21 protein-coding genes are annotated in these 26,556 nt (G+C 41.4%); 12 read left to right on the top strand and 9 right to left on the bottom strand.

The genetic code is table 11. From position 1 onward, the window contains the following. Positions 1–77: 77 nt before the first annotated feature. From GZH31_RS18760 to GZH31_RS18775, 4 genes are all read left to right on the top strand, one after another. Positions 78–1,304, top strand: coding sequence for a threonine/serine exporter ThrE family protein (locus GZH31_RS18760; RefSeq protein ID WP_036972924.1), 1,227 nt, complete (start codon positions 78–80; stop codon positions 1,302–1,304). A 430-nt stretch (positions 1,305–1,734) separates the two neighbouring features. Further along, the gene (locus tag GZH31_RS18765; RefSeq protein ID WP_036972301.1) at positions 1,735–1,920 is read left to right on the top strand and encodes a TonB-dependent receptor; all 186 of its coding nucleotides are present in this window, start codon (positions 1,735–1,737) and stop codon (positions 1,918–1,920) included. A 73-nt stretch (positions 1,921–1,993) separates the two neighbouring features. Continuing rightward, positions 1,994–4,042 (top strand): S9 family peptidase, encoded by a 2,049-nt coding sequence (locus GZH31_RS18770; protein ID WP_036972302.1) that lies wholly within the window; start codon positions 1,994–1,996, stop codon positions 4,040–4,042. Positions 4,043–4,174: 132 nt separating this feature from the next. Next, on the top strand, positions 4,175–6,415 hold the full coding sequence (locus tag GZH31_RS18775) for a tetratricopeptide repeat protein (RefSeq protein WP_180311924.1): 2,241 nt from the start codon (positions 4,175–4,177) through the stop codon (positions 6,413–6,415). 55 nt (positions 6,416–6,470) lie between these two features. Here the strand turns inward: GZH31_RS18775 and GZH31_RS18780 are convergent, their stop codons facing one another. Next, positions 6,471–7,967, bottom strand: a complete 1,497-nt coding sequence (locus GZH31_RS18780; RefSeq protein ID WP_036972304.1) for an arylsulfatase — start codon at positions 7,965–7,967, stop codon at positions 6,471–6,473. Between the two features lie 503 nt (positions 7,968–8,470). Between GZH31_RS18780 and GZH31_RS18785 the strand changes: the two genes are divergently transcribed. From GZH31_RS18785 to GZH31_RS18795, 3 genes are all read left to right on the top strand, one after another. Next, entirely contained in the window at positions 8,471–9,265 is a 795-nt protein-coding gene (locus GZH31_RS18785) for a hypothetical protein (RefSeq protein ID WP_051501878.1), read from the top strand. A gap of 56 nt (positions 9,266–9,321) precedes the next feature. Continuing rightward, positions 9,322–10,491, top strand: coding sequence for a BamA/TamA family outer membrane protein (locus GZH31_RS18790; protein ID WP_244887007.1), 1,170 nt, complete (start codon positions 9,322–9,324; stop codon positions 10,489–10,491). 127 nt (positions 10,492–10,618) lie between these two features. Further along, complete coding sequence (locus tag GZH31_RS18795) at positions 10,619–11,080, top strand: hypothetical protein (protein WP_180311699.1); 462 nt, start codon at positions 10,619–10,621, stop codon at positions 11,078–11,080. Here the strand turns inward: GZH31_RS18795 and map are convergent. Both map and GZH31_RS18805 read right to left on the bottom strand, forming a co-directional pair. Next, positions 11,077–11,868: a type I methionyl aminopeptidase gene (gene map / locus GZH31_RS18800; RefSeq protein ID WP_180311700.1), complete on the bottom strand. Its 792-nt coding sequence runs from the start codon at positions 11,866–11,868 to the stop codon at positions 11,077–11,079. The two genes, GZH31_RS18795 and map, sit on opposite strands and share 4 nt — an antisense overlap. Continuing rightward, positions 11,849–12,067, bottom strand: coding sequence for a ParD-like family protein (locus GZH31_RS18805; protein WP_036972307.1), 219 nt, complete (start codon positions 12,065–12,067; stop codon positions 11,849–11,851). Before GZH31_RS18805 ends, map begins: the two co-directional genes overlap by 20 nt. 236 nt (positions 12,068–12,303) lie before the next feature. Here GZH31_RS18805 and GZH31_RS18810 point away from each other — a divergent pair, with 236 nt between their 5' ends. Continuing rightward, entirely contained in the window at positions 12,304–12,777 is a 474-nt protein-coding gene (locus GZH31_RS18810) for a hypothetical protein (protein WP_036972309.1), read from the top strand. A 333-nt stretch (positions 12,778–13,110) separates the two neighbouring features. On the opposite strand, the gene GZH31_RS18815 is transcribed toward GZH31_RS18810, so the two are convergent. Both GZH31_RS18815 and GZH31_RS18820 read right to left on the bottom strand, forming a co-directional pair. Beyond that, entirely contained in the window at positions 13,111–13,629 is a 519-nt protein-coding gene (locus GZH31_RS18815; RefSeq protein ID WP_180311701.1) for an arsinothricin resistance N-acetyltransferase ArsN1 family B, read from the bottom strand. A gap of 124 nt (positions 13,630–13,753) precedes the next feature. Then, positions 13,754–15,274: an aldehyde dehydrogenase family protein gene (locus GZH31_RS18820; protein WP_074988712.1), complete on the bottom strand. Its 1,521-nt coding sequence runs from the start codon at positions 15,272–15,274 to the stop codon at positions 13,754–13,756. 162 nt (positions 15,275–15,436) lie between these two features. On the opposite strand from GZH31_RS18820, the gene GZH31_RS18825 reads away from it, so the two are divergent. Beyond that, positions 15,437–16,345 (top strand): AraC family transcriptional regulator, encoded by a 909-nt coding sequence (locus GZH31_RS18825; protein WP_036972314.1) that lies wholly within the window; start codon positions 15,437–15,439, stop codon positions 16,343–16,345. Position 16,346: 1 nt separating this feature from the next. On the opposite strand, the gene GZH31_RS18830 is transcribed toward GZH31_RS18825, so the two are convergent. Continuing rightward, positions 16,347–17,009, bottom strand: a complete 663-nt coding sequence (locus GZH31_RS18830) for a YoaK family protein (protein ID WP_036972315.1) — start codon at positions 17,007–17,009, stop codon at positions 16,347–16,349. A gap of 128 nt (positions 17,010–17,137) precedes the next feature. On the opposite strand from GZH31_RS18830, the gene GZH31_RS18835 reads away from it, so the two are divergent. Further along, complete coding sequence (locus GZH31_RS18835; protein ID WP_036972316.1) at positions 17,138–18,169, top strand: LacI family DNA-binding transcriptional regulator; 1,032 nt, start codon at positions 17,138–17,140, stop codon at positions 18,167–18,169. Here the strand turns inward: GZH31_RS18835 and gtfA are convergent. Beyond that, entirely contained in the window at positions 18,166–19,638 is a 1,473-nt protein-coding gene (gene gtfA, locus GZH31_RS18840; RefSeq protein ID WP_074988711.1) for a sucrose phosphorylase, read from the bottom strand. The two genes, GZH31_RS18835 and gtfA, sit on opposite strands and share 4 nt — an antisense overlap. Positions 19,639–19,776: 138 nt before the next feature. Here gtfA and GZH31_RS18845 point away from each other — a divergent pair, with 138 nt between their 5' ends. Both GZH31_RS18845 and GZH31_RS18850 read left to right on the top strand, forming a co-directional pair. Then, positions 19,777–20,997 carry a sugar MFS transporter gene (locus tag GZH31_RS18845; RefSeq protein WP_075593199.1) on the top strand — a complete coding sequence of 407 codons (1,221 nt, stop codon included), beginning with the start codon at positions 19,777–19,779 and terminating at the stop codon, positions 20,995–20,997. Between the two features lie 152 nt (positions 20,998–21,149). After that, entirely contained in the window at positions 21,150–23,549 is a 2,400-nt protein-coding gene (locus GZH31_RS18850) for a TonB-dependent receptor (RefSeq protein WP_180311702.1), read from the top strand. A gap of 65 nt (positions 23,550–23,614) precedes the next feature. On the opposite strand, the gene GZH31_RS18855 is transcribed toward GZH31_RS18850, so the two are convergent. Both GZH31_RS18855 and GZH31_RS18860 read right to left on the bottom strand, forming a co-directional pair. Then, a complete protein-coding gene (locus GZH31_RS18855) occupies positions 23,615–24,820 on the bottom strand; it encodes a sugar efflux transporter (protein WP_257473708.1) in 1,206 nt (401 codons plus the stop codon). Positions 24,821–25,038: 218 nt separating this feature from the next. After that, entirely contained in the window at positions 25,039–26,547 is a 1,509-nt protein-coding gene (locus GZH31_RS18860) for a trehalase family glycosidase (RefSeq protein WP_180311703.1), read from the bottom strand. Positions 26,548–26,556: the final 9 nt, after the last annotated feature.

The following is a 26,556-nucleotide window of genomic DNA, read 5'->3' on the forward strand; positions in this document are numbered from 1 at the left end:
TCTGCTTTGCAGACTATATCTTATTGAAATTTGGTCTATCCTTAACTGAACAATTTAACCTTTGGTTCAAAACGCCTTTGAAAAACGCAACGTTTACTGAAAAACGAAAATTTATCGTTAAGCTGGGTAAAATGCTCCATAAATATGGCACACCAGCATATCGACTTGAAGCGCACTTAATGGAAGTCGCAACATATCTTGGCCTAAAATCCTCCTTCGTCATGTCGCCTACTTCAGTGACGTTTGTGATCTGGACAGATGGCCACGAAGAAGAATACACCCATGTTGCACGCGTTGATCCGGGTGATCATGACTTAGGCTCGCTTGCTGATACCGATGATCTGGTAAATAAAATGCTCAATGGCGAGTTAACCTTGCAAGAGGTTGATAAACAGCTCGACATTATTTACACCATGCCAAACCCTTACAACAAATTTACCACTGGCGTTGCGTTTGCAACATCAGGTGGTGCATTTGCAATGCTAATGGGCACCAGTTGGAATGATGTATTTTGGTCTGCACTGCTGACTTTAGTGGTGTATTTATTTGTTCTTTGGTCAACACGTTCTAAACGCGTTGCTCATATGCTTGAACCATTAGTGGCCATTGTTTCCGCTATTTTAGCGTGTGCAGTGAGTGTGTACCTCGATGCCGAAATTAATATTCGGTTAGTTGTTCTCTCTGCCATTATTGTGTTTATACCGGGGCTTGCTTTAGCGTTAGGCTTTGCCGAACTTGCAGCGAGGCATTTGGTGTCGGGAACAGCCAGAGTCATGGATTCCTTTATGTTGCTGTTTAAACTCTATTTTGGTGCTTTTATTGGTATTGGTATCGGGTTTGCGATTTTCGGACAAGCCGATTTTGTGCAACCAGAACCATTACCCAAGTGGACCGCATGGCTGGCTATTTTCATGTTATGTAGCAGCTTAATCGTGATATTTAGAACCAAGCTTAAACATGCGCTATGGTCAATTGCATCAGGTTTTATTGCATATGGTACAAGCATTGGCTCAGCAATGTATCTTGACTACACCTTGGGTACATTTGTAGGGGCATTATCGGTTGGTATTTTTAGTAACCTGTTTAACCGTGTTGCGAATGCACCTGCTTCTATCGTCGCCATGCAAGGATTAATCGTGTTAGTCCCGGGGAGCAAGACCTACATTGGCCTAAACTCGCTGATTGAAGGTCAAGATTTTGTGTACGCCGAGCACATAGGTCAGCAAACATTCTTGATTTTTATGTCATTAGTAGCAGGTTTAATTTTCGCCAACGTTGCGCTGCCACCGAAAAAGAGTTTGTAATTTATATAAGCCCGAGTTTACTCGGGCTTTTTAGTTACCGGCAGTCGTAAGCAAGCGTGTAAAGTAAAGAAAACACCCCTTCTAAAGAAAACCAAGTTCGCCAAGGATTAAAGCTTCGCATTAAAAACGAGGTTACTGTATAACTGATACAAACAAAATACCTAGGTGCCCCGCGACAATTTAAAATTTCCTTCTTTGTGTTTATTCTCAGCTTCTTTTAATCAGTATCGAATCGTTTTTAAATTTGTCCACTTTTTCATCTGAAAGTTGTGAATGTCCGCTATTTAATTATCTAAAAAACAATAAGTAAATTTAACTCATTAATACTAACACGCTATACGTTGCGTTAGTTTGACACCCGTTAAGTGCTCTGTGTATGCAACTAAGCACTTAAAACTAAATAATAAAACATAAGTTCGAATTCAAGAGAATGGACAATTTTGGGCAACTCGATGGTAACTTAACTATTAAGCTGACAACACAGTTTGATATTATTTTTGATGCTATCAATCTCACCAATGAAACAACCTATACCTATGAGCGCAATCAGTATGCTCCAACAGGCATATACAAAAATGGTCGTCGCTTCTATTTAGGCATTCGGTATAGTCATTAACCGCATTCGTTACTAATCCTGTTTCATATTGCTATAATCGGTGACAATAATAAAACAAGCGAAGGAAAACACTATGCTAAAGTCAGTTTTAGCCTTAGCCGTTGGTTTGTCTAGCACATTTGCTGTAGCCAACGATACTATCACGATTGATGATATCCCATTGATTCAATCTGTCGTTCAAACCAGTGTCAGCCCAGATGGCGATAATGTTGCCTTTACACGCTCGGTCCCGCGCACATTATATAAAGATAAAAATGGCCACAATTACAGTGAGCTTTTCATTGTTGACGACAAAGGCGTTGAACGTCCTTACATTACAGGTAAGGTCAATATCAAAAGCATTCAATGGTCTAACGACAGCAAAACGGTGTACTTTTTAGCTAAATTGAATGATGACGAATACACTTCACTGTACCAAATCCCTGTTGATGGTGGCCAAGCGCAAAAAGTGTTGTCGTTAAAAGGCACATCTATTTCAAGCTATAAATTAGGCCCAAATAACCAACATGTGGCTATTTTGGCATTACCAGCAAAAGACAAGTCTGAAAAAGAACTGAAAAAACTTGGTTTTATGGCTGAAGTTTATGAGTTAGGTCTGGATAATAAAGCGCTGTTTATTGTCGATTTAGCGAACTCTAACACCCCATTAAAGCCTACAGCACTGAATGTAAATGACTACGTCAGTGATATGAATTGGTCTGCAAATGGTCAAAAATTACTTGTTAAAACCCAACCAACAGCGCTTATTGATGATAAATACACTAAATCAATGTGGCACTTGTATGATATAGCAAGCAATGAAGTCACTCTGTCTTTTAAAACAGAAGGCAAGCTAGGCGATGCTGAGCTGTCTGCCGATGGTAAATATATTGCTATTTTAGGGGCCGAAGACAAACACGACCCAGCCACAGGTCGCTTATTTATAGCCGACACTGATACAGCCGAAATCACTGAATGGCTGCCAAACTTTATGGGGCATGTTGTTGACTTTGAGTGGTCTCATAAACGCAATACACTTAATTTTATAGCCAATGTGGGCACTGAAAGCTTTATTGCGAGTATTAAAACTGGTAGCAATAAGTACAAAAAGATTATCAAAGAAGGCAAATTTATTGCCACAAACCTAAGCGTATCTGACTCAGACAAAACACTTGCTGTTCGCGCTAATACGGCGCAGCACCCGAACGAAGTCTTTATTATTCGCGGTAATAAAGCCACCCGCTTAACCGATTCAAACAGCTGGTTAAGCGATAAACGCTTTGCAAAGCAAGAGACTATCTCGCTAAAAGCGCGCGACGGTGTAGACATTGAAGGGGTACTAATTTACCCACTAGATTACCAAGAAGGAACCCGTTACCCACTCATTATGTCGGTGCATGGTGGGCCTGAAAGTCATGACAAAAATGGCTGGTTAACCAATTACTCTCGCCCAGGGCAAATGGGTGCAGCACGCGGCTATGCAGTGTTTTATCCAAACTACCGCGGTTCAACAGGTAAAGGGGTTGACTACTCTAAGCTTGGCCAAAACGACTATGCAGGTAAAGAGTTTGATGACCTTGTCGACTTTAAAAACCATTTAGTTGAAATGGGGTTAGTTGATAGCAAACGTGTGGGTATTACCGGTGGCTCTTACGGTGGTTATGCCTCTGCATGGGCTGCAACTAAGCTCACCGAGCACTTTGCTGCCAGCGTCATGTTTGTGGGTGTTTCAAATCAACTCTCTAAGTTTGGTACAACTGATATTTCGAATGAAATGAACCTTGTTCACGCGCGTTCTTACCCGTGGGATAAATGGCAGTGGTACTTAGAGCGCAGCCCAATATATTGGGCTGGTCAATCTAAAACACCGCTACTTATTATGCACGGTAAAGATGATCCTCGCGTACACCCTGCTCAATCAATGGAGCTATATCGCTACATGAAAGTACAAGGTAAAGATGTGCGTTTGGTGTATTACCCAGGCGAAGGCCACGGCAACCGAAAAGTGGCTGCTCAATACGATTACAGCTTACGATTAATGCGCTGGATGGATAACTATTTAATGAAGGGTAATAAAGACATGCCTGAATTTGAAATTGACCATGCTGCAAAATTAAAAGCACGTAAACAAGCAGCAGAATAAAGCACTTCCCTAAACGCCCTGTCCTTAAAAAGCAGGGCGTTTTTAATTTAATACTGTACTTTGATTATGCAGCTCAAACTGATATAACTCATTAATAGGTTTACTAAAAAAATAAAAAGGAATTGTTCAGTGATGCGCCTAATCTGGATTTTTATCAGTCTCGTTGCTGTGAAAGTGTTCGCAGAACCTGCGTGTATTAATTGTCATCAAAGTCAGGTCGAGGATTGGCAAACATCACACCATTTTCATGCAATGGAAAAAGCCACACCGGCCACAGTGCTTGGCAACTTTGATGATCAAACACTTGAATACCAAGATCAAAAAGCACGCTTTTATACACGCGACCAACAGCTATTTATTGCTATGCCAAATCTTAACGGCACACTGACTGACTATCCCGTTTTATATACATTTGGTTACGAGCCACTGCAGCAGTATATGTTTGATATGGGAGGAGGCCACATTCAGCTTTTTCCGTTTGCGTGGGATTCTCGTAGTAAGGAAAACGGCGGGCAGCGCTGGTTTGTGCTTCATCCTGAGCAAAAACAACATGATTTATTTCACTGGTCACAAAAAGGACAAAACTGGAATCACATGTGTGCCGATTGCCATTCAACTGAATTTAAAAAGCAATTCGATCTTAACACCAACCGCTTTAATTCAACCTACAGCGCTATCAACGTCAGCTGTAAAGCGTGCCATGGCGATACAACTGAACACTTAAAATGGGCAAATGGTGATAAAAAAAGAACAGATAAAGGCTTTGCTAACAATATAAATACACAAACGCCGTTGTTCACTACCCAAAAAGACGGCAGCATGAAAAGCGTGCAACCTCTCGTAAAAAGCGACCAAGTTCAAGTCTGTGCAACGTGTCATGCTCGTCGTTCGCAACTTAACGACCGAAGTGATCCCCATAGCTTTTTACAGGATTTTCGCGGATCGCTGCTTACGCCTGAGCTCTATCATGTTGATGGCCAAGTGTGGGATGAAAATTATGTGTGGGGCTCATTCTTACAAAGTAAAATGTTTAATGCAGGCGTAACCTGTAGTAATTGCCATAACCCGCATTCAGGAAAGCTAAAACTACCCGGCAACCAAACCTGTACACAGTGTCACAGCCAAGTCGATTTCGATACACCCGAGCACCACGGTCATAAACTCGAAAGTGAAGGTAGCCAATGTGTTGATTGTCATATGCCCGCTAATACGTACATGCAAGTTGATGCCAGACGCGATCATAGTTTTCGCGTACCTCGTCCAGACCTAACTCTTAAAACCAATGCACCCAATGCCTGTAATAGCTGCCATGAAGATAAAACACCTCAGTGGGCAGTAAAGCAGATACGAAACTGGCACCCAAATTCAGCACATTTAGGCAAAGAGCACTTTTCACAGGCGTTCCATGTCGCTGATAATGGGTTACCCAATGCATCAGCCATGCTGACAAAAATTGTGCAAGACAAATCATTTCCTGACATTATTCGCGCATCGGCACTGAGCCGTTTAGCAAGCAGCCCCGATAACAATGCCGTAGTTGCGATTGCGCGATCAGTAAAAGATCCTGAGCCGCTGAAACGCCAAGCTGCAATAGAAGCGGCAATGCCTTTTGACATCAACCAACGCTGGCGAATGCTCAATCCACTGCTTGATGACACGCACCTTCCCATAAGAGCAGAAGCAGCCCGCGCCTTAGCGCCTATGCTAATGGAGGCTTTTCCAAGTGGATTGAATGAACCAGACTCTGAGCGCCTGAATAAAGCCCTTAATGAATATAAACAAACCCAGCTGTATCAAGCTGAGCGCGGGTACGCACATACCAACTTAGGTAATCTCGCCCTTGCTCTACAAAAACCAGAGGAAGCCAAAGCACATTATCTGCAAGCAATCAGCATTGAGCCAATTTTTGCACCTGCCTATGTTAACTTAGCCGACTTATATCGGAATCAAGGAGATGAGGAGGCCGCCCAGAAAACCTTGAAACAAGGCTTAGCTGTAAATAATGAAAGTGCCGATTTGCATTATGCATTGGCAATGAGCTTAATTCGCACCAAGCAAAAAGAGGCTGCGTTAGGTCACTTAAAAAATGCCGCTAATTTTGCAAAAAACAATGCCAATTACTCTTTTACTTATGCGTTGTTGTTGCAAGACTTGGGTGACATGCCACATGCCATTTCAGCCCTTGAACATGCATTCACACTCGCACCAAATAACCCAGACATCAGTTACAGTTTAGCCCAGTGGTATGCTGGTGAAGAAAACTACGCTCAAGCACTCTTCTATGCACGAAACTTAGCGCGCCTTGTACCGGGCAATCAGCAAGTTCAACAGTTTATTCAACAACTAGAAATGATGAACAGTATTGGTAAATAAACACGCCATAAAAAGGGCCTAAAAAGGCCCTATTTATTACAGACTCTGTTTGGCTTTAGTGGCCATAATTTAATGACTTCGCTTTTTCTATTGCTTCGTTTACATTCAGTGAGGCTGCTTCTTGGCGAGGCGGGAACTCAACAAACGTTTTTACATGCTCATTTAACTTGGCAATAATAGGTTGCAATAACCAACTCTTACGCATGATTTGGTGAAAACCCGTTACCCCGTCGTAATGCTCTAAAGGGTCTTTACGTAAGTTAAATAGTTTGGGCATACTGTGAGTGATCATATCATCGTAGTAAATCCCGGTTGGCTTCGTTGCAAAGTGCATTTTCCAAGGGCCAAAACGAACAGCAGTTAACTGCGACTCATAGTAATAAAAGAAAAAGTTACGCGCAGATTTATCAGCCTTACCAGTCCAGTAATCAAGGTTATTTTCACCGTCGATATAAACTTTATCTGATTTTTTCAGTTTCTCACGTAAGTTCTTCTCACCGAGCGCAGCGGCAATAGTCGGAAAAACATCTTCATGTGATGAAATACCGTTGAGCTTTAAGCCTTTCGGAATTTTGTTAGGCCAACGAACCAAAAATGGGACGCGAACACCCCCTTCCCAGGTTGTCATTTTTTCACCACGGAACGAGGTTGTGCCTGCATCAGGCCAGCTTGATTGCTCTGGACCATTATCACTGGTGTAAATAACAATGGTGTTATCTGCAATTTTTAGCTCATCCAGTTTGTCCAGCAGTTTGCCAACATGCCCATCATGCTCCATTAAACCACTACCAAAAATATCTTCTTCCGAGCTAATATCGGTTGCTAAATGACGGCTTTCTGGTTTTAAGTGCGTATAAACATGCATGCGGCTAGTGGCGTGCCAAATAAAGAATGGTTTTTTAGCTTTAACAGCGCGTTCCATAAAATTGAGCGAACGCTCTAACACTTCTTCATCAAACGTTTCCATTCGTTTACGCGTCAGTGGTCCTGTATCCGTAATTTTACCATTAGCATATGACTCAATAACCCCTCGTGGCCCAAACTGTTTTATAAACTTCGGATCTTTAGGGTAATCAGCTTGTTCTGGCTCTTCAGAAACATTTAAATGATACAAGTTACCGTAAAACTCATCAAAGCCATGCTTAGTTGGTAAGTGTTCATCCAAATCGCCTAAATGATTTTTACCATACTGAGCAGTCATGTAACCACGGTCTTTTAAGAATTCAGCCAATGTAGGATCGGCTTCTTTAATTCCTAACGGGTTACCGGGCTGGCCTACCGTTGTTAAACCTGTACGAATTGGTAACTGACCCATTAAAAATGCCGCTCGCCCTGCTGTACAACTGGGTTGCGCATAATGATCTGTGAAAAGCGCACCCTCATTAGCAATTCGGTCGATGTTTGGGGTCGGGTAAGTCATACCATGCGAATATGCACTAAGCGAAATTGGGGCAACGTCATCAACCATAATGGCCAACACGTTTGGTTTATCTGCAGCAAGGCTTACGGTGGACACCAAGCTGCAAATAGCCGCCGCGAGTAGTTTTTTCATAAATCATCCTTTTTCATTGTTAATAACATCATAGTCTCATGATGAATCAACAATCAGTATAGATGAAAAAGCCACCATTTCTAGTTTCTAAATTAGGCAAACACGATTTAAATCAACTTTTCTTTTACCCACACAGCCCTTATTAATAAGTTGATTTTATTAACTTTTAAATATTTATAAATGCCTATTCAGCAACCAAATAAGCAATCAAGAATGAAATGAAGGAGACAGCACAGTGGATATCGCTTTTAGCGGTCCTTATTTGTAAATTTATAAACGGCTAAACGTGCACTTAAGGCTCTGGTGTAGGCAGTGTGGTGAGGGGATTTTTTTACTGGTTTTTTTACGCTCTTTACATGACTAAATTGCCCTAAATTGATCTACCCCATGCTTCGCTTGTAACCGACTAACTTTATCAGCTCGATTATTGAACTCATCGAGCAAATAGACTATAAGTACTTAAAGTACCTATTTTTTATCTTTATTTTGTGTAAGGACAACACATGAACTCACAGTACTTTTCTGTTCTTTTATGCTCATTGAGTGTGCCACTTAGCGTGGTTGCTGCTGAAGAAAAAGCAGTACAGGATATGTCGGATCCACTCGCTGTATATACACAGGTGGGTATAGGTGCTACCAATAAAGGCCTCAACCTTAAAATTGGTCAAGCATACGACACCGGTATTGCAACTACCGCAGGAATGAATGTCATTGAAGTAAAAGGGATCTACGGAGATACATTAGGTTGGGACAGTGATAGCAAAACCACAGACTCAATCGATTCATTCCGTTTCCGTAATTTTTCTGTTGATTTAACCACCATGAGTGCCACTCAAATAGACGCAACCTATAATCTGAATGCGAATTTGGTTGCCGACGAAAGTATGGATGTATCTTACAGCTATATTAAGGCACTCAAACCTATGGGACGTTTCTCGTTTTATCCATTAGCTGGGGTTGGTGCGTCGTTGGGTGAAAATGCACGTGAGGACGATGGTTCTCGAGACAGTGGCTACTCAATTATGGGAGCGTATGGGTTAATAGGTATGTACGCGAAAGTTACTATCTCCGACAAAATCTGGCTGAACTACAACCCCTTCTGGTTAACAACCATTGGAGGAAGTGATACCTACAAAGACCATTATTATGGCCTTGATCAAAGTCATATCCTAACCCACGAATTTGCTGCAAGTTACCAAATTAATCCACGCATGAATCTGCGGTATTTTGCAAACTGGAATGAAAATGTCGATTTCATGGACGGTGACCATCGCTTGGAGTTTAACTACCAGCTATAAAAACATTGATAACCGAACGCCAAGGAAGCAAAACACAAAACTGAGGTAAAAAAGAAGTGAGAAACGTTGTACTAATAAATTTAGCGGCTGCATGGTTCGTGAGTACCCATAGTGTTGCTTCCAGCTATGATGACTACGCGATAAAGCCAGCAGAAACGCAATTAAGTAATCAGCAACAAAAAGTGGATGAACCGATTTCTTTTTTACCTATTCCAACCTTTATTACAGAGCCTGCCGTCGGGCCTGGGTTAGGTGTCGTTGGGCTATTTTTTCACGATAACGAAAAGAAGAAAAAAAAGCAGAAAAAAGAAGGGTCGACCTTGCCACAAAGCATCAGCTTAGTGGGTCTTATGGGCACAAAAAATGGCACCAAAGGAGCCGCTGTTGGGCATATTACCTTTTGGGATGAAGACCGTATTCGCTACCAAGGTATTATTGGTTGGGCGAGTATAAACCTCGACTTTTACACCTTTGATGAAATAAAACTACTCACACCACTTTCTCTCAATATTGAAGGCCCTGCCCTATTTCAAAATTTAAAACTTCGGTATCAAGACAGCAACTTTTTTTATGGCTTCAAACAAATTTACCGTCAGGTGGACATTAGCTTGGCAGAGAACCCCATTGAAGATTTTTTGCTTGAGAATGGCATCATCAAAGAACACCTTTCACTCGATGTAAATACTTCAGGTATTGGCCCCTTATTAGAGTACGATAGCCGAGATAACCCGCTTAACCCTGAGCGTGGCTTTAACTATAAAGCCGAGTACTTATATTTCGATGAGGCGATTGGCAGTAAAGTCGATTACACCAGTTTAAAATTAACCGCTCTTAATTACTGGCGTTATACCGATAAGTTTAACTTTGCATTACGTATGCAATACGATTCGGTTAATAACCGAGGCGAAAAACGCTTACCCGTATATATTCCACCCAGTATTAGTTTGCGCGGTGTATCGGCTACGCGTTACCAAGGACTTAATGTATTTGTCACTGAAGCAGAAGCCAGTTATAAGGTCACTCATAAAATAAAATTAAATGCATTTACGGGTATGGGTTGGGCTGCCGATAATTTTTCTGACTTATCAAAAGCAGACACCGTTAATACAGTAGGCGCGGGCTTTCGTTACTTAATTGACGAGCATTATGGTATCAGTATTGGCTTAGATGTAGCGCATGGCCCAGAACAAAATGCTATCTATATTCAGGCGGGTTCAACATGGTAGTTATACCTAATATTTAAATCTAACGTTTTAAAATTGTGCAATCACAAAGGTTGAAGTTGGATAATTAACTGCTACTATCAATAAACTAATAATAAATCAGTATATTCGTGTTTCAGGTATTGAATTTATGCGCAGCACAGCCTCGACCAAACATTTTCCGTATAAAAACTTTAAACCTCATGGATTAGTTGAGTTTTATCAACATCAGCACACGCTCTTTGCAACAGCGACTGGACCGTTTAACGAAGAAATTATCGACGCGCATTCATTTATTCAACAAGCCTACATTACTAAATTGATTGATACCTACGGAGGCTGGTATGAATTGGTTGAATTTGAAAACTCATGTATGGCAACACCGGGGGCACTTGAAAAACTGATGGTGTATTTATCAGAACTAAAACGTAAAGGTGTCGCCTCAAAAAAAACCGCGTTGGTGATTTCAGATGAACTTGAAGGCGCAAACCTGCTCCGAGAAACGTACCGCAACTTATATAAAAAAGCCGGAATGACAATGAGCATATTCAAATCAAAAACGGCTGCCTTAAATTGGTTATCCGAAGAGCCAACACCCGAAGTGTCGTTCTAACTTAGGCGATTTAAAAAGTGTTGCTCTTCTTCACGTAAGGTCAACACCTCCACACCAGCAGATGTCACCGCCAAAGTATGCTCCCACTGTGCAGAAAGTTTTTTATCGCGAGTAACAACCGTCCACCCATCGGGTTTGGTTTTTATTTTAGCCGTTCCCTGATTTATCATAGGTTCGATGGTGAAGGTCATACCTTCTTTAAGCACTAATCCGGTATTTTTTTTACCATAGTGGAGCACATCGGGTCCTTCATGCATTTCTTGCCCTATGCCATGTCCACAGTATTCTTTCACCACGCTATAGCCTTGTTGGCGAGCAAAATTTGCAATGGCGTTACCAATATCACCAAGCCGCACACCTGGTTTTACCATGTTGATTGCATGCCACAGCGCCTCTTGAGTTTTATTAACCAGACGCGTTGCCAGCGGTGAAACCGCCCCAATCATGTACATTTTACTGGAGTCTGCCAAAAAGCCATTTTTTTCAAGTGTGATATCTATATTGACGATATCTCCCTCTTTTAAAACGCACTTTTCATTAGGAAAACCATGACATACCACCTCGTTAACAGAGGCATTTAGCACATAAGGATAATCGTACTGGCCTTTGCTCGACGGCCTTGCCTGCAATTCATCAACAATATAGCGCTCAACAAGGTTATTAATTTGCATTGTGGTTACCCCCGCTTTGACATGAGGGTCTAAATACGCGAACACCTTGGCTAATAAGCGCCCCGATTCACGCATGAGCGCCAGCTCGTCCTGTGTTTTAATTACCACTTTTTTCATCGATTCCTTCCTTAACGGCAACATCCGCTAGCTGTAACTGTTCTTTAATAATGTCACTGTAGGTCATGGTTGGATTGAGCTCGGCTAACATACCTATTTTAATCCAGTACTCTGATTGCGAGTTTATTGAACGCACCATCGCCGTGCTTGCTTTACGGATTTCTTCATGCAGTTCATCACTAATTTTAACAATACCCATCACATCACCAATATATGAAACATATACGGATCGTATATTTAAAATATGAAATTGCAAGCGATATTTATTTCACCTTTAAATCAAACACACTCAAGTCGCTCGCCCTTTTACACAAACAGGCTATGAGTTAAAAAAATTCATCTATCAGGTTTATTTTAATCGTTTGTCGGTTTAGATGGATTACTCTAAAGTTAACTCATCAGCAAACGATGCTGCGATTAACGAGGAAACTAACCATGTTTAAACCACTTTTAAAACGACTTGCCCTTAGCTCATTACTTACTTGTTCAGCTTTCGCAATCGCTGATCAGAGTGACTATAAATTAATGGTTATCAATGACTCAGATTCATCGCAAGCCATTATGCAAGGCCAGTATGATGCTGTGTTAGCAAACACAACACAATCAACTGACTTAAATCGTCAATATGAACTTGCATTTAATCGTTGTGCAGCAAGCGTGAAGTCAAAGAACTTCAGTCACGCAGAATCACTTTGCACAGAAGCAATTGAGCTTCTTAACAAAAGCGAAGTACGCGGCTATAAGCGCCGTGAACTTACATCATTCGCTTTAAGTAACCGTGGTATTGCGCGCATTATGTCGAAAAACGACACGGCTGCTCTAGCAGATTTTTATGAAGCGGTGAAAATCTCAGGTAATGATTTAGTTAATCACAACCTAAACCGCGCTAAGCAAAACTTAGCTCTTTAACCGAATTGTTGTCACAAAAGCCTAGTTTGTGTGTTCTCTGGGCTTTTTTATACCGAGTCAGTGCATACGCGGTGACTCAACCATATTGTTGTCAAAAGCTTAGCTTGTGTGTTCTCTAAGCTTTTTTATACCGAGTCAGTGCATACGCGGTGACTCAACCATATTGTTGTCGAAAGCTTAGCTTGTGTGTTCTCTAAGCTTTTTTATTGTGAGTGACTGCACACGTGGTCACTCAACCATATTGTTGTCGAAAGCTTAGCTTGTGTGTTCTCTAAGCTTTTTTATTGTGAGTGACTGCACACGTGGTCACTCAGCCGTATTGTTGTCGAAAGCCTAGCTTGTGTGTTCGCTGGGCTTTTTTATGTCAGCTAAAATAACCTGCCAATATGCAACATCAATCCAATCATCAAATTTTTTTCCAACTTGTTGAAAATGTGCAACCTTTTTCATACTAAACTTTTCGTGTAATGCAATACTGGCAGCATTAGGTAGTGCAATACCTGCCATAACAGCATGCAGATTACGCGTCTTTAAATGTGTGAAAAGTGCAGTGTAAAGTTGTGTACCCACTCCCTGTGCCTGACACTGCGCATCTAAATAAATCGAGACTTCAACGGAGTGTTGATATGCTTTACGCGCTTTCCACGGTGTTGCATAACAATAGCCAATGATCTTGCCGTTAACCTCAGCAACCAACCATGGTAAATGAGAATCAAGACTGGCCTGTATACGTTTTGCAATTTCGCCCCCAGTAACCGGCTCAACTTCAAAGGTCACGGTGCTATTAAGAACATAAAAATTATAAATTTCAGCAATCGCTTCGCTATCATCTATTGTCGTATTTCTTATCATTATTAACTTACTCCCTGCTATTAATAATTGATTAATAGCAGAAAAAGCGCATTACAAATAGATAAAAAAACGCCACTAACTAAAGTGGCGTTTGGGTAGTTTCGACAACAATAAGAAATTGCTTTTAAAAGAAGCCCAGTGGATTTTCACTGTAACTTACTAATAGATTTTTAGTTTGTTGGTAGTGGTCAAGCGCTAACTTATGTGTTTCGCGACCAATCCCTGACTTTTTATACCCACCAAATGCCGCATGTGCCGGGTACATGTGATAACAATTTGTCCAAACACGGCCAGCTTCAATCTTGCGGCCAAAATGATAAGCCCGGTTCATATTTCGGCTCCAAACACCAGCTCCTAAACCAAATTCAGAACTATTGGCCAGCGCTAATGCTTCATCTTCATCTTTAAAAGTAGACATAGAAATCACTGGTCCAAAAATCTCCTCTTGGAATACACGCATATCATTGGTGCCTTTTAATAGCGTTGGCTGAATATAATAGCCCCCGTTAAGCTCGTCTGATAACTGCTCTACTTCACCACCGGTAAGTACTTCGGCACCTTCCTTTTTACCAATTTCAATATAGCTTAAAATTTTATCAAACTGCGCTTGTGATGCTTGCGCCCCTACCATGGTCTCGGTATCAAGCGGGTTACCCCGTTTAATTTGTAATGTGCGCGCCAGTACACGTTCAATAAATTGCTCGTAAATATCTTCTTGGATAAACAAACGTGATGGGCATGTACACACCTCACCTTGGTTAAAGTAAGCAAGTACAGCCCCTTCAATGGCTTTACTTAAAAATGCATCATCTTTTTCCATCACATCATTAAAGAAAATGTTGGGCGATTTACCACCGAGCTCTACAGTCGAAGGAATAATGTTCTCGGCGGCGCATTTTAAAATATGTGAACCAACAGGCGTTGATCCAGTAAAAGCAATTTTCGCAATACGTGTGCTGGTTGCCAGCGCTTCACCCGCTTCTTTACCATAGCCATTCACTACATTTAATACACCTGCTGGTAATAAGTCACCAATCACTTCGAGCAAAACAAGGATTGATGCGGGTGTTTGCTCGGCAGGTTTTAAAACAACACAGTTGCCCGCAGCAAGTGCTGGAGCGAGTTTCCACGCAGCCATTAATAGTGGAAAGTTCCATGGAATAATCTGCCCGACAACCCCTAAAGGCTCATGAAAATGATACGCTACTGTGGTTTCGTCAATTTCACCAATTGATCCTTCTTGAGCACGCACACACCCCGCAAAATAACGAAAGTGATCCGCCGCCAGCGGAACATCTGCTGCAAGGGTTTCGCGAATAGCTTTACCATTATCCCACGTTTCAGCCACTGCGAGCATTTCGAGGTTTTGCTCAATACGGTCCGCAATTTTTAACAAAATATTACTACGCTCTGTCACCGATGTTGTGCCCCATGCTGCTTTTGCGTCGTGGGCTTTATCAAGTGCAAGTTCGATGTCTTCTTTACTTGAACGAGGTACTTTACAAAATACCTTACCGTTTACTGGGCTAATATTGTCAAAGTATTCACCGTTAACAGGGGCGACCCACTGCCCTCCAATATAGTTCTCATATTGCGCTTTAAAACTAACTTTGGCACCTTCACTGCCTGGATTTGCATAGATCATAATGTGTTCTCTCTTCAAATTGTTGTATTTTATTTAGGCGGTAGGTTATTGTTTATTTAACCGCTAACTAGTGAAGTTAGCCTAGTTCAACAAAACACATTTGATTCCCAGTCCAGATTTTTTGACTATTTGTCCAAATTTAAGGGAAAACACGAGGTAACAATGAACACATCACTAATCAACAGTCGCTTAGATAAAAAACGCCAACGTATTGATGTGCTAATTGAAAATAAGGTAAGTTTTGCCGGTGAGCATGCCGAATTAAGCATTTACGACACCTACCTTGATGCACAAAAAGTCGCGCTGCATTCCAGCGAACTATTATTTTGCGGCATGATCAGCGGTAAAAAAATTATGCATGTTGCCGACAGTGACTACCACAAAGAGTTTTTACCACACCAGTCGTTTGTACTAGCGCCAAAGCAAGGAGTATTAATTGATTTTCCAAACGCATCTCTTAATCAGCCTACGACCTGTTTAGCTATTGAAATTAGTACCGACAAAATTAGCCAAGTGGTTGATGCTTTGAATGTTGAGCAGCAAATTAGCCATGATGATTTTTTTCATTATGAGCCTAAGTTAGTCCATGCAGAGCACAATATTCAAACCCAACAACTACTCGAACGCATGATCAATTTATTTAGTGAAAATGAGCAGCACAGAGACTACTTAATCGATCTTTCATTGAATGAACTTATCACTCGACTATTACAACAACAAAGCCGTGATTTAATGATTGCGAGTTGCAAACAGGGTAAGCTTGCAACACCACTGAGCCATGTTATCCAGTATATTGAGCAACATTTAGCGCACACTATCGACATTGATGTACTGTGTAAAATTGCCTGTATGAGTCGCAGTAAATTTTATCAACAATTTAAGCTAGCCTTTGGCTCTACTCCCGCACTTTGGCAACAGCAGCTGCGATTACAGAAGGCTTATAAACGCTTAGAAAAAGGTGAGTCTATTAGTAGTGTGTGTTATCAACTTGGTTTTAATAACCTTAGTCACTTTAGCAGGCTGTTTAAACAAACCTTTGGGGCAACACCTAAAAGCATTGCCAGTCATTAAGTTACTCTGTAATACGGTGCGAATATACTCGGTAAGTCACTGCCAACAAAATACAAATCGTACTCGGCACTAGCAAAGCTAAAAAGGCAAACTGGATAAAAAACCAGGCCCCTAAACAGCCGCCGATGATAAAACCTGCGATGATCAGCAAAAACAGTTTAGCTTTTCGTTTATCTAACGGCTCCCCCCGAAAAAAGCGCCCAAACATAATACCTAAATCAGTAAAAATTCCCGTAACATGGGTCGTACGAACAATAGCTCCACTGTAAGTGGTCGCTAGTGCGTTTTGCAGACCACACGCCGCCGAAGCCAAAAAGTGCCCATAGCCAGACCCCTCTGACAACAACCATAACGCTCCCAATAATAAAAAAGCTTCAATAAATAGCGCGGTGTCGTAATGACGCCCTAACTTTAATGCCGAGCTGTTCAGTAAAAAACCAGCAATGCATGATCCGACTAAAAAAGACACAAGCACGCCGAGCACATGTACAAGACCCAATACACTGCCCTTAATCATACCTACACCAAGTAAGGTCGCCGTACCCGATAAATGCGAGACTGCCTGATGTTCAAAACTAAGCAACCCAATCGCATTGACAAACCCCGCGACTAACGCAAGGATCAATGCGCCAACTTCTACCCATTTTGGTAATTTTGAAATCAAACCTCATCACCTTCGTAAACAAAAAGTCAGTTAATCTGTATGTTACGCTTATTTTTATCGTTAAAAACACTTTTTTTCGGGTCTTTCTATGGTAATTTACTGATAAGTAAATCGATTAAGTTGCCACCATGTCAAAACCTAAAAGCTGGACCTTAAAAAGTATTGCCAATGAATTAGGGGTTTCAAATGCCACCGTATCAAATGCGTTTAATCGTCCAGATCAACTGTCGAAAGCACGCCGAGAAGAAATCTTAGCAGCGTGTAAAAAACTCGGGTATTTCGGGCCAAATAAAGCCGCGCAATCATTGCGCCGTGGCACCTTTAATATTGTTGCCTTAGTGCTACCTGATAGCGTTGAGTATATGGTGTCAGATCCAGTGGCGAGTAGTTTTATGCGCGGTGTGTCATCGGTACTCGAGAAAAATGGCATTAACTTGCTGCTATTTTCTGGCAACAGCGACAACCTTAACAGCGTCGTTGACTTTGTTGACGGCTTTATTTGTTATGGTAGACCCCGAAATAAACAGCTAGTCGAACAGTTAAAAAAAGTACCAAAACATGTCGTTACTGTAGACTTTGACATTGGCCGTGAAGCGTCGGTCAATGTGAATAATCAACAAGCAAGTTTTGATATTGCCATGCATGCCCTCGAAAATAGTGATGATCGGGTGGCAATTTTAGGGCTCAGACTCCTTAATGATAATGTGTTGTGCCGAGTATATGAACATCACGAGTTTGAAGCAGGGCAATCTATCGCGCACCAACGTTTGCGGGGTTATCACCAAGCGATTAACGAAGCGGGCGTCACACTTAGCGATGATAGAACGTGGAATATTCCTGAAAGCAGTGAACGCTTCGCCAGTATTGCAGCTAAAGAGGCATTAAGCAGCACTCCCCGACCTAATGTCTTGTTATGCATGAGTGATTTAATTGCTTTAGCAGCCATGCGTGAGGCTATCAAAATGGGGCTTTCTATTCCAAACGATGTCAGAATTGTCGGGTTTGATGGTATCGATGAAGGCCAGCGATTTGTGCCAAAACTCACAACAGTACATCAAAATAGCGAAGAAAAAGGCCGCTTAGCAGCGACCTTATTTTTATCAAAAGAACAGCAAGTAGCGCAGATTGACTACCAGCTGCAAATAGGCCAAAGCGGTTAAGCGATAAAGTCAGCCAGAGAAATTAAAACTTGCTCATTATCATGCTGATCAATAATGAGGACTTCTCGGCTGGCGAAATTCACTTTAAGTTCAATTGAACTTTCATCTTTATGCCAGTTTAAACAGCAACTAGTGCCTTCGCCTTTAACATTAAACTCACCATTAAATGCAGGATGTTCGTTACGCAGCTTAATCAGTTTGATCAGTCCGTTAACAACCGGTTTAGCGAGTGCTTTATCAATATCAGCCGCGCTCAGATATGGGCGATTAATATCACGGCCTACATTGGTGTTAGCCAATAAATCCATGTCATTTTCACACGCAAATAATCCGCCATAGTAAACCTGTGGAATACCCGGCGCAAAAAACTGTATGGCACGTGCGAGTAAATAATCAAAATCGTCTGCGCCAAGTGCGTTGTAATAAGTACAATTCACTTGATACAAGTCAACATTACTTGCAGCCGCACCGGTTGCTAAGCGACTTTGACCCTTGCTTTTTTCATGTATCGTTTCAACAAGATTATCAATTTGTTCAGCATCTAATAGCCCTGGCTTTTCACCCATTGGACCCGCATCAATAATGCCAATACCGTCATGTGTATCAAGCACGGTTAAACAATTACGCGGTGAAATAGCCAACCAGTCTACGAGTGCATCAGCGTTGTTACTGAATAAACTATGTAAAATCAAAGGTGGAAGAGCAAAGTCATATACCATATTGACACGTTTAGCGACTTCAACCTGTGTTTGATAATGGCTGTGGATTTCAGCAATGGTTTCCATGCCTAAATCATTTGCCTGAGCAGACAACTTGTCTAAATAAGCAAACGTTTCATCGAGCATAAAGCAGTTTGTGCCAGCTTGTTTAATTGCATAGCCTGCAGCGTCTAAACGAATGATATTGACGTTGTTTTCTGAAAACTTAGTTAATACATTATTTAAGTATTCAATACCTGCTAATGACTTAACATTTATATCAATTTGGTTATCGGTAAACGTGGTCCAAAAGTCATACGTATTACCGTCACCACACTTAATAGGTGTGAAACAGCTACCAGGGCGTGGACGATAAATGGCTTTTTGTTCTGTTTCAGACATTCCATTTGGGAAAACATCGTCTTTGGTTAAGAACAAATCCCAAAATTCAGACTCTTTGCCTTTCGCTAATACATCTTTAAATTGATATGACTGAGCAGACACATGATTGACGATTAGGTCAGCCATTAAGTCATAATTTGCACCTAATGCTTGAATGTCTTGCCAACTGCCAAGGCGTGAATCCACTTCACTATGATCAATGGGATCAAAACCAGCATCACTGCCGTCAATCGGGTTATAAAATGGCAATAAGTGTACACCTGCAAACACATCTTTAAGTGGGCCATTTAATAAATTACTTAATTCATCAATACCTTGACCAGTAATCCGGTCTGCGTAGGTGATTAATTGCACTTTATTGTTGATCATAATTGTTAATACCAAGTTGAAACTTAATCGATTAAGTTATATCTTTAACCACGACAGCAAATTATTCAAGCAGTTTTTATAACTTTTATACACTAAGATACATAGTAAAGGCGCAAGCCTTCATGTGAGGATACAACCATGAATAGAACACACGATCCTTTGCAAACGATTAGATGGCTGACATATATGATGTTTTTTATGTTTGCTATGACATCAGATGCCGTCGGTATGATCATTCCAGAGCTTATTAAAGAATTTGATCTCAGTATGACGCAAGCCAGTGCTTTTCATTATGCACCGATGGCTTTAATTGCGTTTAGCGGACTGTTTTTAGGTTTTCTTGCCGACAGTTTAGGCCGTAAACAAACAATTATGCTAGGACTGGGTTTGTTTACAATTAGCTGCTTTTTATTTGCAGTGAGCAGTAGTTTCATGGTGTTTGTCCTGTTGTTAAGCTGTATTGGCCTTGCTATAGGCTTATTTAAAACAGGTGCACTGGCTTTATTAGGTGATATTTCTAAAAATAATTTAGAACACACCAAAACAATGAATTTAGTCGAAGGTTTCTTTGGTGTTGGCGCCATTGTCGGCCCTGCGTTAGTTAGCTTTTTAATCACCCAGAAAGTCAGTTGGACCTATCTATACCTTATCGCGGGTATAATGTGCTTAATACTCACTATTACCGCTTGGCGAGCTGACTACCCTAAACCTAAAAAGCAAGACAAGCATGCAAAGCCAGCCTCACTTTCGACAACCATGGAAATGATGAAAAACCCATACGCACTAGGATTTTCGCTAGCGATTGCACTTTATGTTGCAACCGAGGTGGCGATTTACGTTTGGATGCCGACACTTTTAGGTGACTATCAGGGTCCATGGCAATTGTTAGCGACCTATGCACTTACATTGTTCTTTATTTTGCGTGCCGCAGGGCGCTTTATGGCAGTGTGGTTATTAAATCATTTTAGCTGGCAAGCAGTAATGCTGTACTTAAGCTTAGGAATAGCACTGTGTTACATAGGGCTAATTTTAGGCGGCGTTGAGTGGGCTGTGTTTTTATTACCACTATCAGGCCTGTTTATGTCAATGATCTACCCTACTTTAAACTCTAAGGGAATTTCATGTTTTGCAGTGCAGCAGCATGGAGCTGTGGCTGGCGTTATTTTATTCTTTACCGCCCTATCAGCCGCCGCAGCCCCCCTTTTAATGGGCATGATCAGTGATTACTTCGGGCATATCCGCTATGGCTTTTACTTAGCGACAGGGTTCGCATGTTTACTATTTTTAGCCATGCTCTATAACTATTTACGCAACCCTGCAGAGCACGCTTTAACTCAACACAGCGCGTTGAGCCATTAAAAAGTTATTTAAAATCAACGTTTGAATAGAAAACGTGCAACTTTTTGTTTAAAAATACTTGCACTATGTAAATTAATTGCTATTTTAACTTAATCGATTAAGATTAAATTTTAAGACAACAAAGTCACCTTTGGATTGAGATGAGGCACATTATGACAACACACAAACACGCCCTATACACTCTAAGCGCCTTAGCGCTTGCTATCAGCCACAATCTGTATGCTGAAGAGCAACAAGCACCGCAGGAAGCAAAAAAAACAGGCCTTGAAACAATTGTTGTGACGGGTGTACCCCGCCGCACAACCATCATGGCATCTAGCTCTTCGGTCAGCAGTGTTTCATTGGCTGAAATTGAAGTATCAACACCTCGCTCAACAGCAGAAGCATTTAGAACCATTCCGGGTGTGCGCTCTGAATCAACGGGTGGCGAAGGTAATGCAAATATCGCAGTTCGCGGCTTACCTGTCGCATCGGGGGGTGCTAAGTTCTTACAACTACAAGAAGATGGCTTACCCGTTATGCAGTTTGGCGATATTGCCTTTGGTAACGCAGACATTTTCATGCGCTTAGATTCTACCGTACAAAGCGTTGAATCTATCCGTGGTGGCTCAGCCTCTACCGCTGCAAGTGACGCCCCTGGCGGTATTATTAACTTTATTTCTAAAACAGGTGAAAATGAGTCAGGCAGCGTGTCAACGACAGTGGGCCTTGATTACGACTCTATTCGCACAGACTTTGAATACGGTACTTATCTAAGTGACAGTGTTCGCTATCATATTGGTGGTTTTATTCGCCAAGGTGAAGGTCCGCGAGAAACTGGCTACACATCAAACAAAGGCGGTCAAATCAAGGCTAACCTAACCAAAGAGTTTGATACAGGGTACGTGCGTGTATACTTTAAGCACTTAGATGATAAAAGCGTGGGTTACCTGCCAATGCCAATGTATTCAAATGGCGACTCAATTCCAGGCTTTGACGCACAATCAGACACACCACATTCAGCATTATTTACACAAACCTTGCGCCTAAATGGTGATAACCAAATTAGCACCGGTGACATGACAAATGGTATGAACCCTGAAGTAACATCGCTAGGGTTTGAAGCTGCATTCGATTTAGAAAACGATTGGCGTATTGAAAATCGCTTTAGAAAATCATCTGTTAGCGGTAACTTTATTTCTCTTATTCCTGCCGAAGTTGCCAGCGCAAGCTCAATCGCTTCAAGCATTGCAGGCGACGGTGCATCACTGATTTATGCTAATGGTGGCTCAGCTGGTCAAAACTATGGTGATAATCTGGCCATGCGTATCCACACATTTGATGTAACGCTTAACGACATGGGCTCTATCGTTAATGACCTAAAACTAACGAAGTCATTCTCTGATGACACCAGTGTTACTTTTGGTTACTTTGCATCTAGCCAGTCAATTGACATGTCGTGGCTTTGGAACTCATATGTTATGGAGCTTAAAGGCGATAATGCAGCCCTGCTTGATGTGGTAGCAGCCAATGGCGACAATTACTCAGAAAACGGGTTATACGCATACGGGACACCCTATTGGGGAAATTGCTGCCAACGTAATTACGATACCGAGTACGAAACACGTGCTCCTTATATAAACGTTGCTACCAAATTCGGTGATTTAAGTATTGACGCAAGCGCTCGTTATGACAGCGGTGAAGCTCGTGGTAACTATGCCGGCGCTGTAACATCTACTGTCGATATGAATAATGACGGCGTTATTTCGATTCCAGAACAAAATGTAGCGGGTATCGATAACGCAAACCCAGGCATCGTTAACTATGACTGGAATTACAGCTCATATTCTGTCGGTGCGAACTATCAAATTGATCCAAGTTTTGCGACTTTTGCCCGCCTGAGCAAAGGCGGACGTGCGAATGCTGACCGTCTACTATTTGGTAAGGTTCAAGCTGATGGTTCAGTTGCAAAAGAAGACGCGATTGATGAAGTAAACCAGTACGAAATCGGTGTTAAAAAACGTTTTGATTCACTGTCAATCTTTGCAACCGCTTTCTATGCTGAAACCGAAGAGCAAAACTTTGAAGCAACATCACAAAAGTTCTTTGACCGCGAATACGAGGCTAAAGGGATTGAGATTGAATCGACTTACTTTATCGATGCATGGGATTTCCGTGGTAATTTAACTTGGACTGATGCCGAAATTGCAAAAGACGCGCTTTCGCCAGAACTTGTTGGTAATACACCACGTCGCCAAGCAGATCTAATTTACTCTTTAATGGCGCGTTATAACTTTGATAAAGGTTCTGCTGGCTTAAGCTTTATCGGCACAACGGATGCGTACGCACAAGATAATAACGACCTGAAGTTTGATGGATACACGCAAGTAAATGGCTTTGTAAGCTATGACTTATCTGAAAACTTAAACTTATCGCTAAATGTAAATAACCTATTTGATACAGTGGGTATTACCGAAGCAGAAGAAGGGTCAGTGCCTGATAACGACATTATTCGTGCTCGTACAATCAATGGCCGTACAACATCACTAACATTAAAATATTTATTTAATTAATAAACACTCCCTTGTTTTAGCCCAGTATTTACTGGGCTTTTTCAGTTTAATACCATGACGCTTAACTAAATTGCTGAGTGTTCAACAAACCGCTTTTCGGTCTGCGCTTCTTTTTGTTTCAGCAACCTAAAAAGCGCTAGGCATAACATAGCAAACAATGCGGTTGTAATGGAGCCAAGTGTTGCAAACCGGAAGCTATAAAACTGTGCAATAATACCTGTAGCACCCGCCCCGCACATTACCCCGAGCTTAATTGCATTGGTATAAAATGCAGATGTAAAGCCAATACGATCTGGTAATTGGTCTTGTAAAACCGTTAAACCAATCCCCGCAAAAATACCGTAAAACACACCATTTAACAGTTGCAAAGCGATTAAGTGCCATACTTCAAAGGCAAAAAATACACCGACATAAAACACAATCGCACAGCAAAAAGCCCCTGCAAGCAATGTTATTTTATTGTGTGTTCTAGCAAGTTTAGCGCTATACAACATAATTGGAATTTCTAAAAAAGCCACCACCCCCATAAATATGCCTGGCGTGTGCTGTGCAAAACCCAGTTCATTAATACTGTAAAGAGGCAGCGCAGAGGAATACATTATGTTGCCTGTAGAACCCAACATAATGGCTAAACCTAAACACCAAAACGAACTGGGGGTCACTGGTGCTTGCTCACCAAGGCCGGTGCGCTTTTTGTTGTTGTAGTCTGGAATAAATAGAAAAGCAAAAATGAGTGCGAGTAATGCACACCCAGCAGCAAAATAAAAAGACAAACTAAATTGCCCACCCGACGCTAACAAATAACCTAAGGGCGGCCCACCGACCCAAGCAAATGAAATGGCAGCACGCAGACGCGAATTAAAGCTTGTTATATCAATGTTATCTTGTCGAGCTGCCCATTGCCTAGCGACTGTCATCATTTGCGGTATTGCAGCATTACCCATCGCTAAAAACAGCACTCCAGCAAGCATTACTTGCCAAAATGCAGTTGCATTGGCAAATGTAATGAGCGCACACATCATTCCTGAAACAGCCACCATAAACAGTGAACGTGCGCTTGTGCCTTTATCAGCCAAACCGCCCAACCATTGACTAATCACTATACCCGTTAAGGTAACCGCGACCATGTAAACACCTAAATATATAGGGGGCGAATTAAGGCCTTCAACAATAAATAAACTCATTAATGGGTTTACAAACGCGCCCATTAAGCCAGTTAACATACTGAGAAGAATAAAAATAACACCATGCTGCTTGAGCAACGTTTTCACGAAAAGACCCCATATAATGAAAAACCCACTATGACGTTACACAAGCCACAGTGGTTATTTAAAGGGCGCAAATTATACATGGCTTTTAGGTGAATTTCATTTTGTATTACAAATAAATTAAGAACCTTATAGCCACATTATTGAATAAAGAACGACTGTTACTAAAGAGCACGCTCACGAAATTACTACGTAACCATCGTTTCGTTAAGCCTCTCGTATTACGTATTATTAGCTAACAAAGTGTAAAATCGAGACGTTACTCCATTTGTCCAACCAAAGCCTTGCTGTACGGAGTATTCCCCGCCACCAGCACGGCTTACTAAATCACACACATTGTACTTTTCGAGCAAACATTTATCTTCAGCAAAGCGCATTTCAATCATGTTTAACCACTGTTTCATTATTGTTTGAGCGTCGTTGTGGTAGCCATAATCAATCAGTCCTTTTACTGCAAACCACTGCAACGGTGCCCAGCCATTTGGGCTATCCCACTGCTGTGATGTGGTACATAACGTGGTAACTAAACCACCCGATTTTAAAAACTCATTCATCAATTTTTGCTTTACATGTGCGGCTTGCTGTTTAGATGCAGCACCAACAAATAAAGGCACAGCCATCGCTAAAGAGTCCACTTGGTTTTGGCGTTTTAATCGAATATTAAAATCTCTGTATACGCCTGCTGACTCATTCCAACAATACTCATTTATTGCATTTAAACGTCGCGCTGCAAAATCAATATAATATTCACTCTGTTGATGTTGCCCTAATAAGTCATGATAATGCGCAAGCGTATTCTCCAAATTATACAGTAAGCTATTCAAATCAACGGGGAGAATATTGCTCGTTTCTATACTTGTTAAATCATCACCGTGTTTAAGCCAACGACTGCTAAAATCCCAGCCCGATTCACAGGCTGCTCGAATATGTTGAAAGTAGTTTCGCTGCTGATTAGAACCAAGCGTTTTAGCGTCATGTAAATCTTCTTTTAATGACTCAGGGCGAGGAGTGGCAGCGCTATCCCAATAGCGATTCAAATAAGCACCATTAGGCATTCGCACCACACGCTTAGAAACCAAATGTTCTGATGAAAGCTTGTCACGATCACGCATCCAAAACTGATACTCTAATTCAAGTGCGGTCACCCCCTTTGCCAACCAAACAAAATCAGCATTTTGTCGGTACTTTGCTTGCCACAGCATATGTATCATTAACGCTAAAACCGGTGGTTGAGAGCGAGAACTGTAGTAACTTCTATTGCCATTGGGAATACAACCAATGCGATTTTGCAAATCAATAAAGTTATTTACCATTGCTTCAATTGTAGCTAAGTCACCAATATCTTCTAAGCCAAGCGCTGTAAAGTAACTATCCCAATAGTAAATTTCCTGAAAACGCCCGCCCGGGACAATGTAGTCATAGTTAAGCGGTAACAATGAACTCGATTCATTAGTATCTGCTGCACGGTGTAAGTGGGGCCAAAGATCTGCAATATACTGCTTCACTGAAAGAGAATCTAACTTAGCAGATGACAGAGTTTGGTCGGCGAACGTAAAATGTGTCATTACAAACGCATGTAATTCCTCACCTTTTAATGGGCCTATCTGTTGATAACGATCACAAGCAACTTGCCATGATTGATACGGTATAGCATCGGCGAACATCTTTGAATCAGCAAACACTTCTGCCAGCTGAACATCATTAAATAATTGGCTGTTTACAAAGCTCATAATCATCCT

Source organism: Pseudoalteromonas sp. JSTW, from assembly GCF_013423925.1.
Lineage (GTDB): Bacteria > Pseudomonadota > Gammaproteobacteria > Enterobacterales > Alteromonadaceae > Pseudoalteromonas > Pseudoalteromonas lipolytica.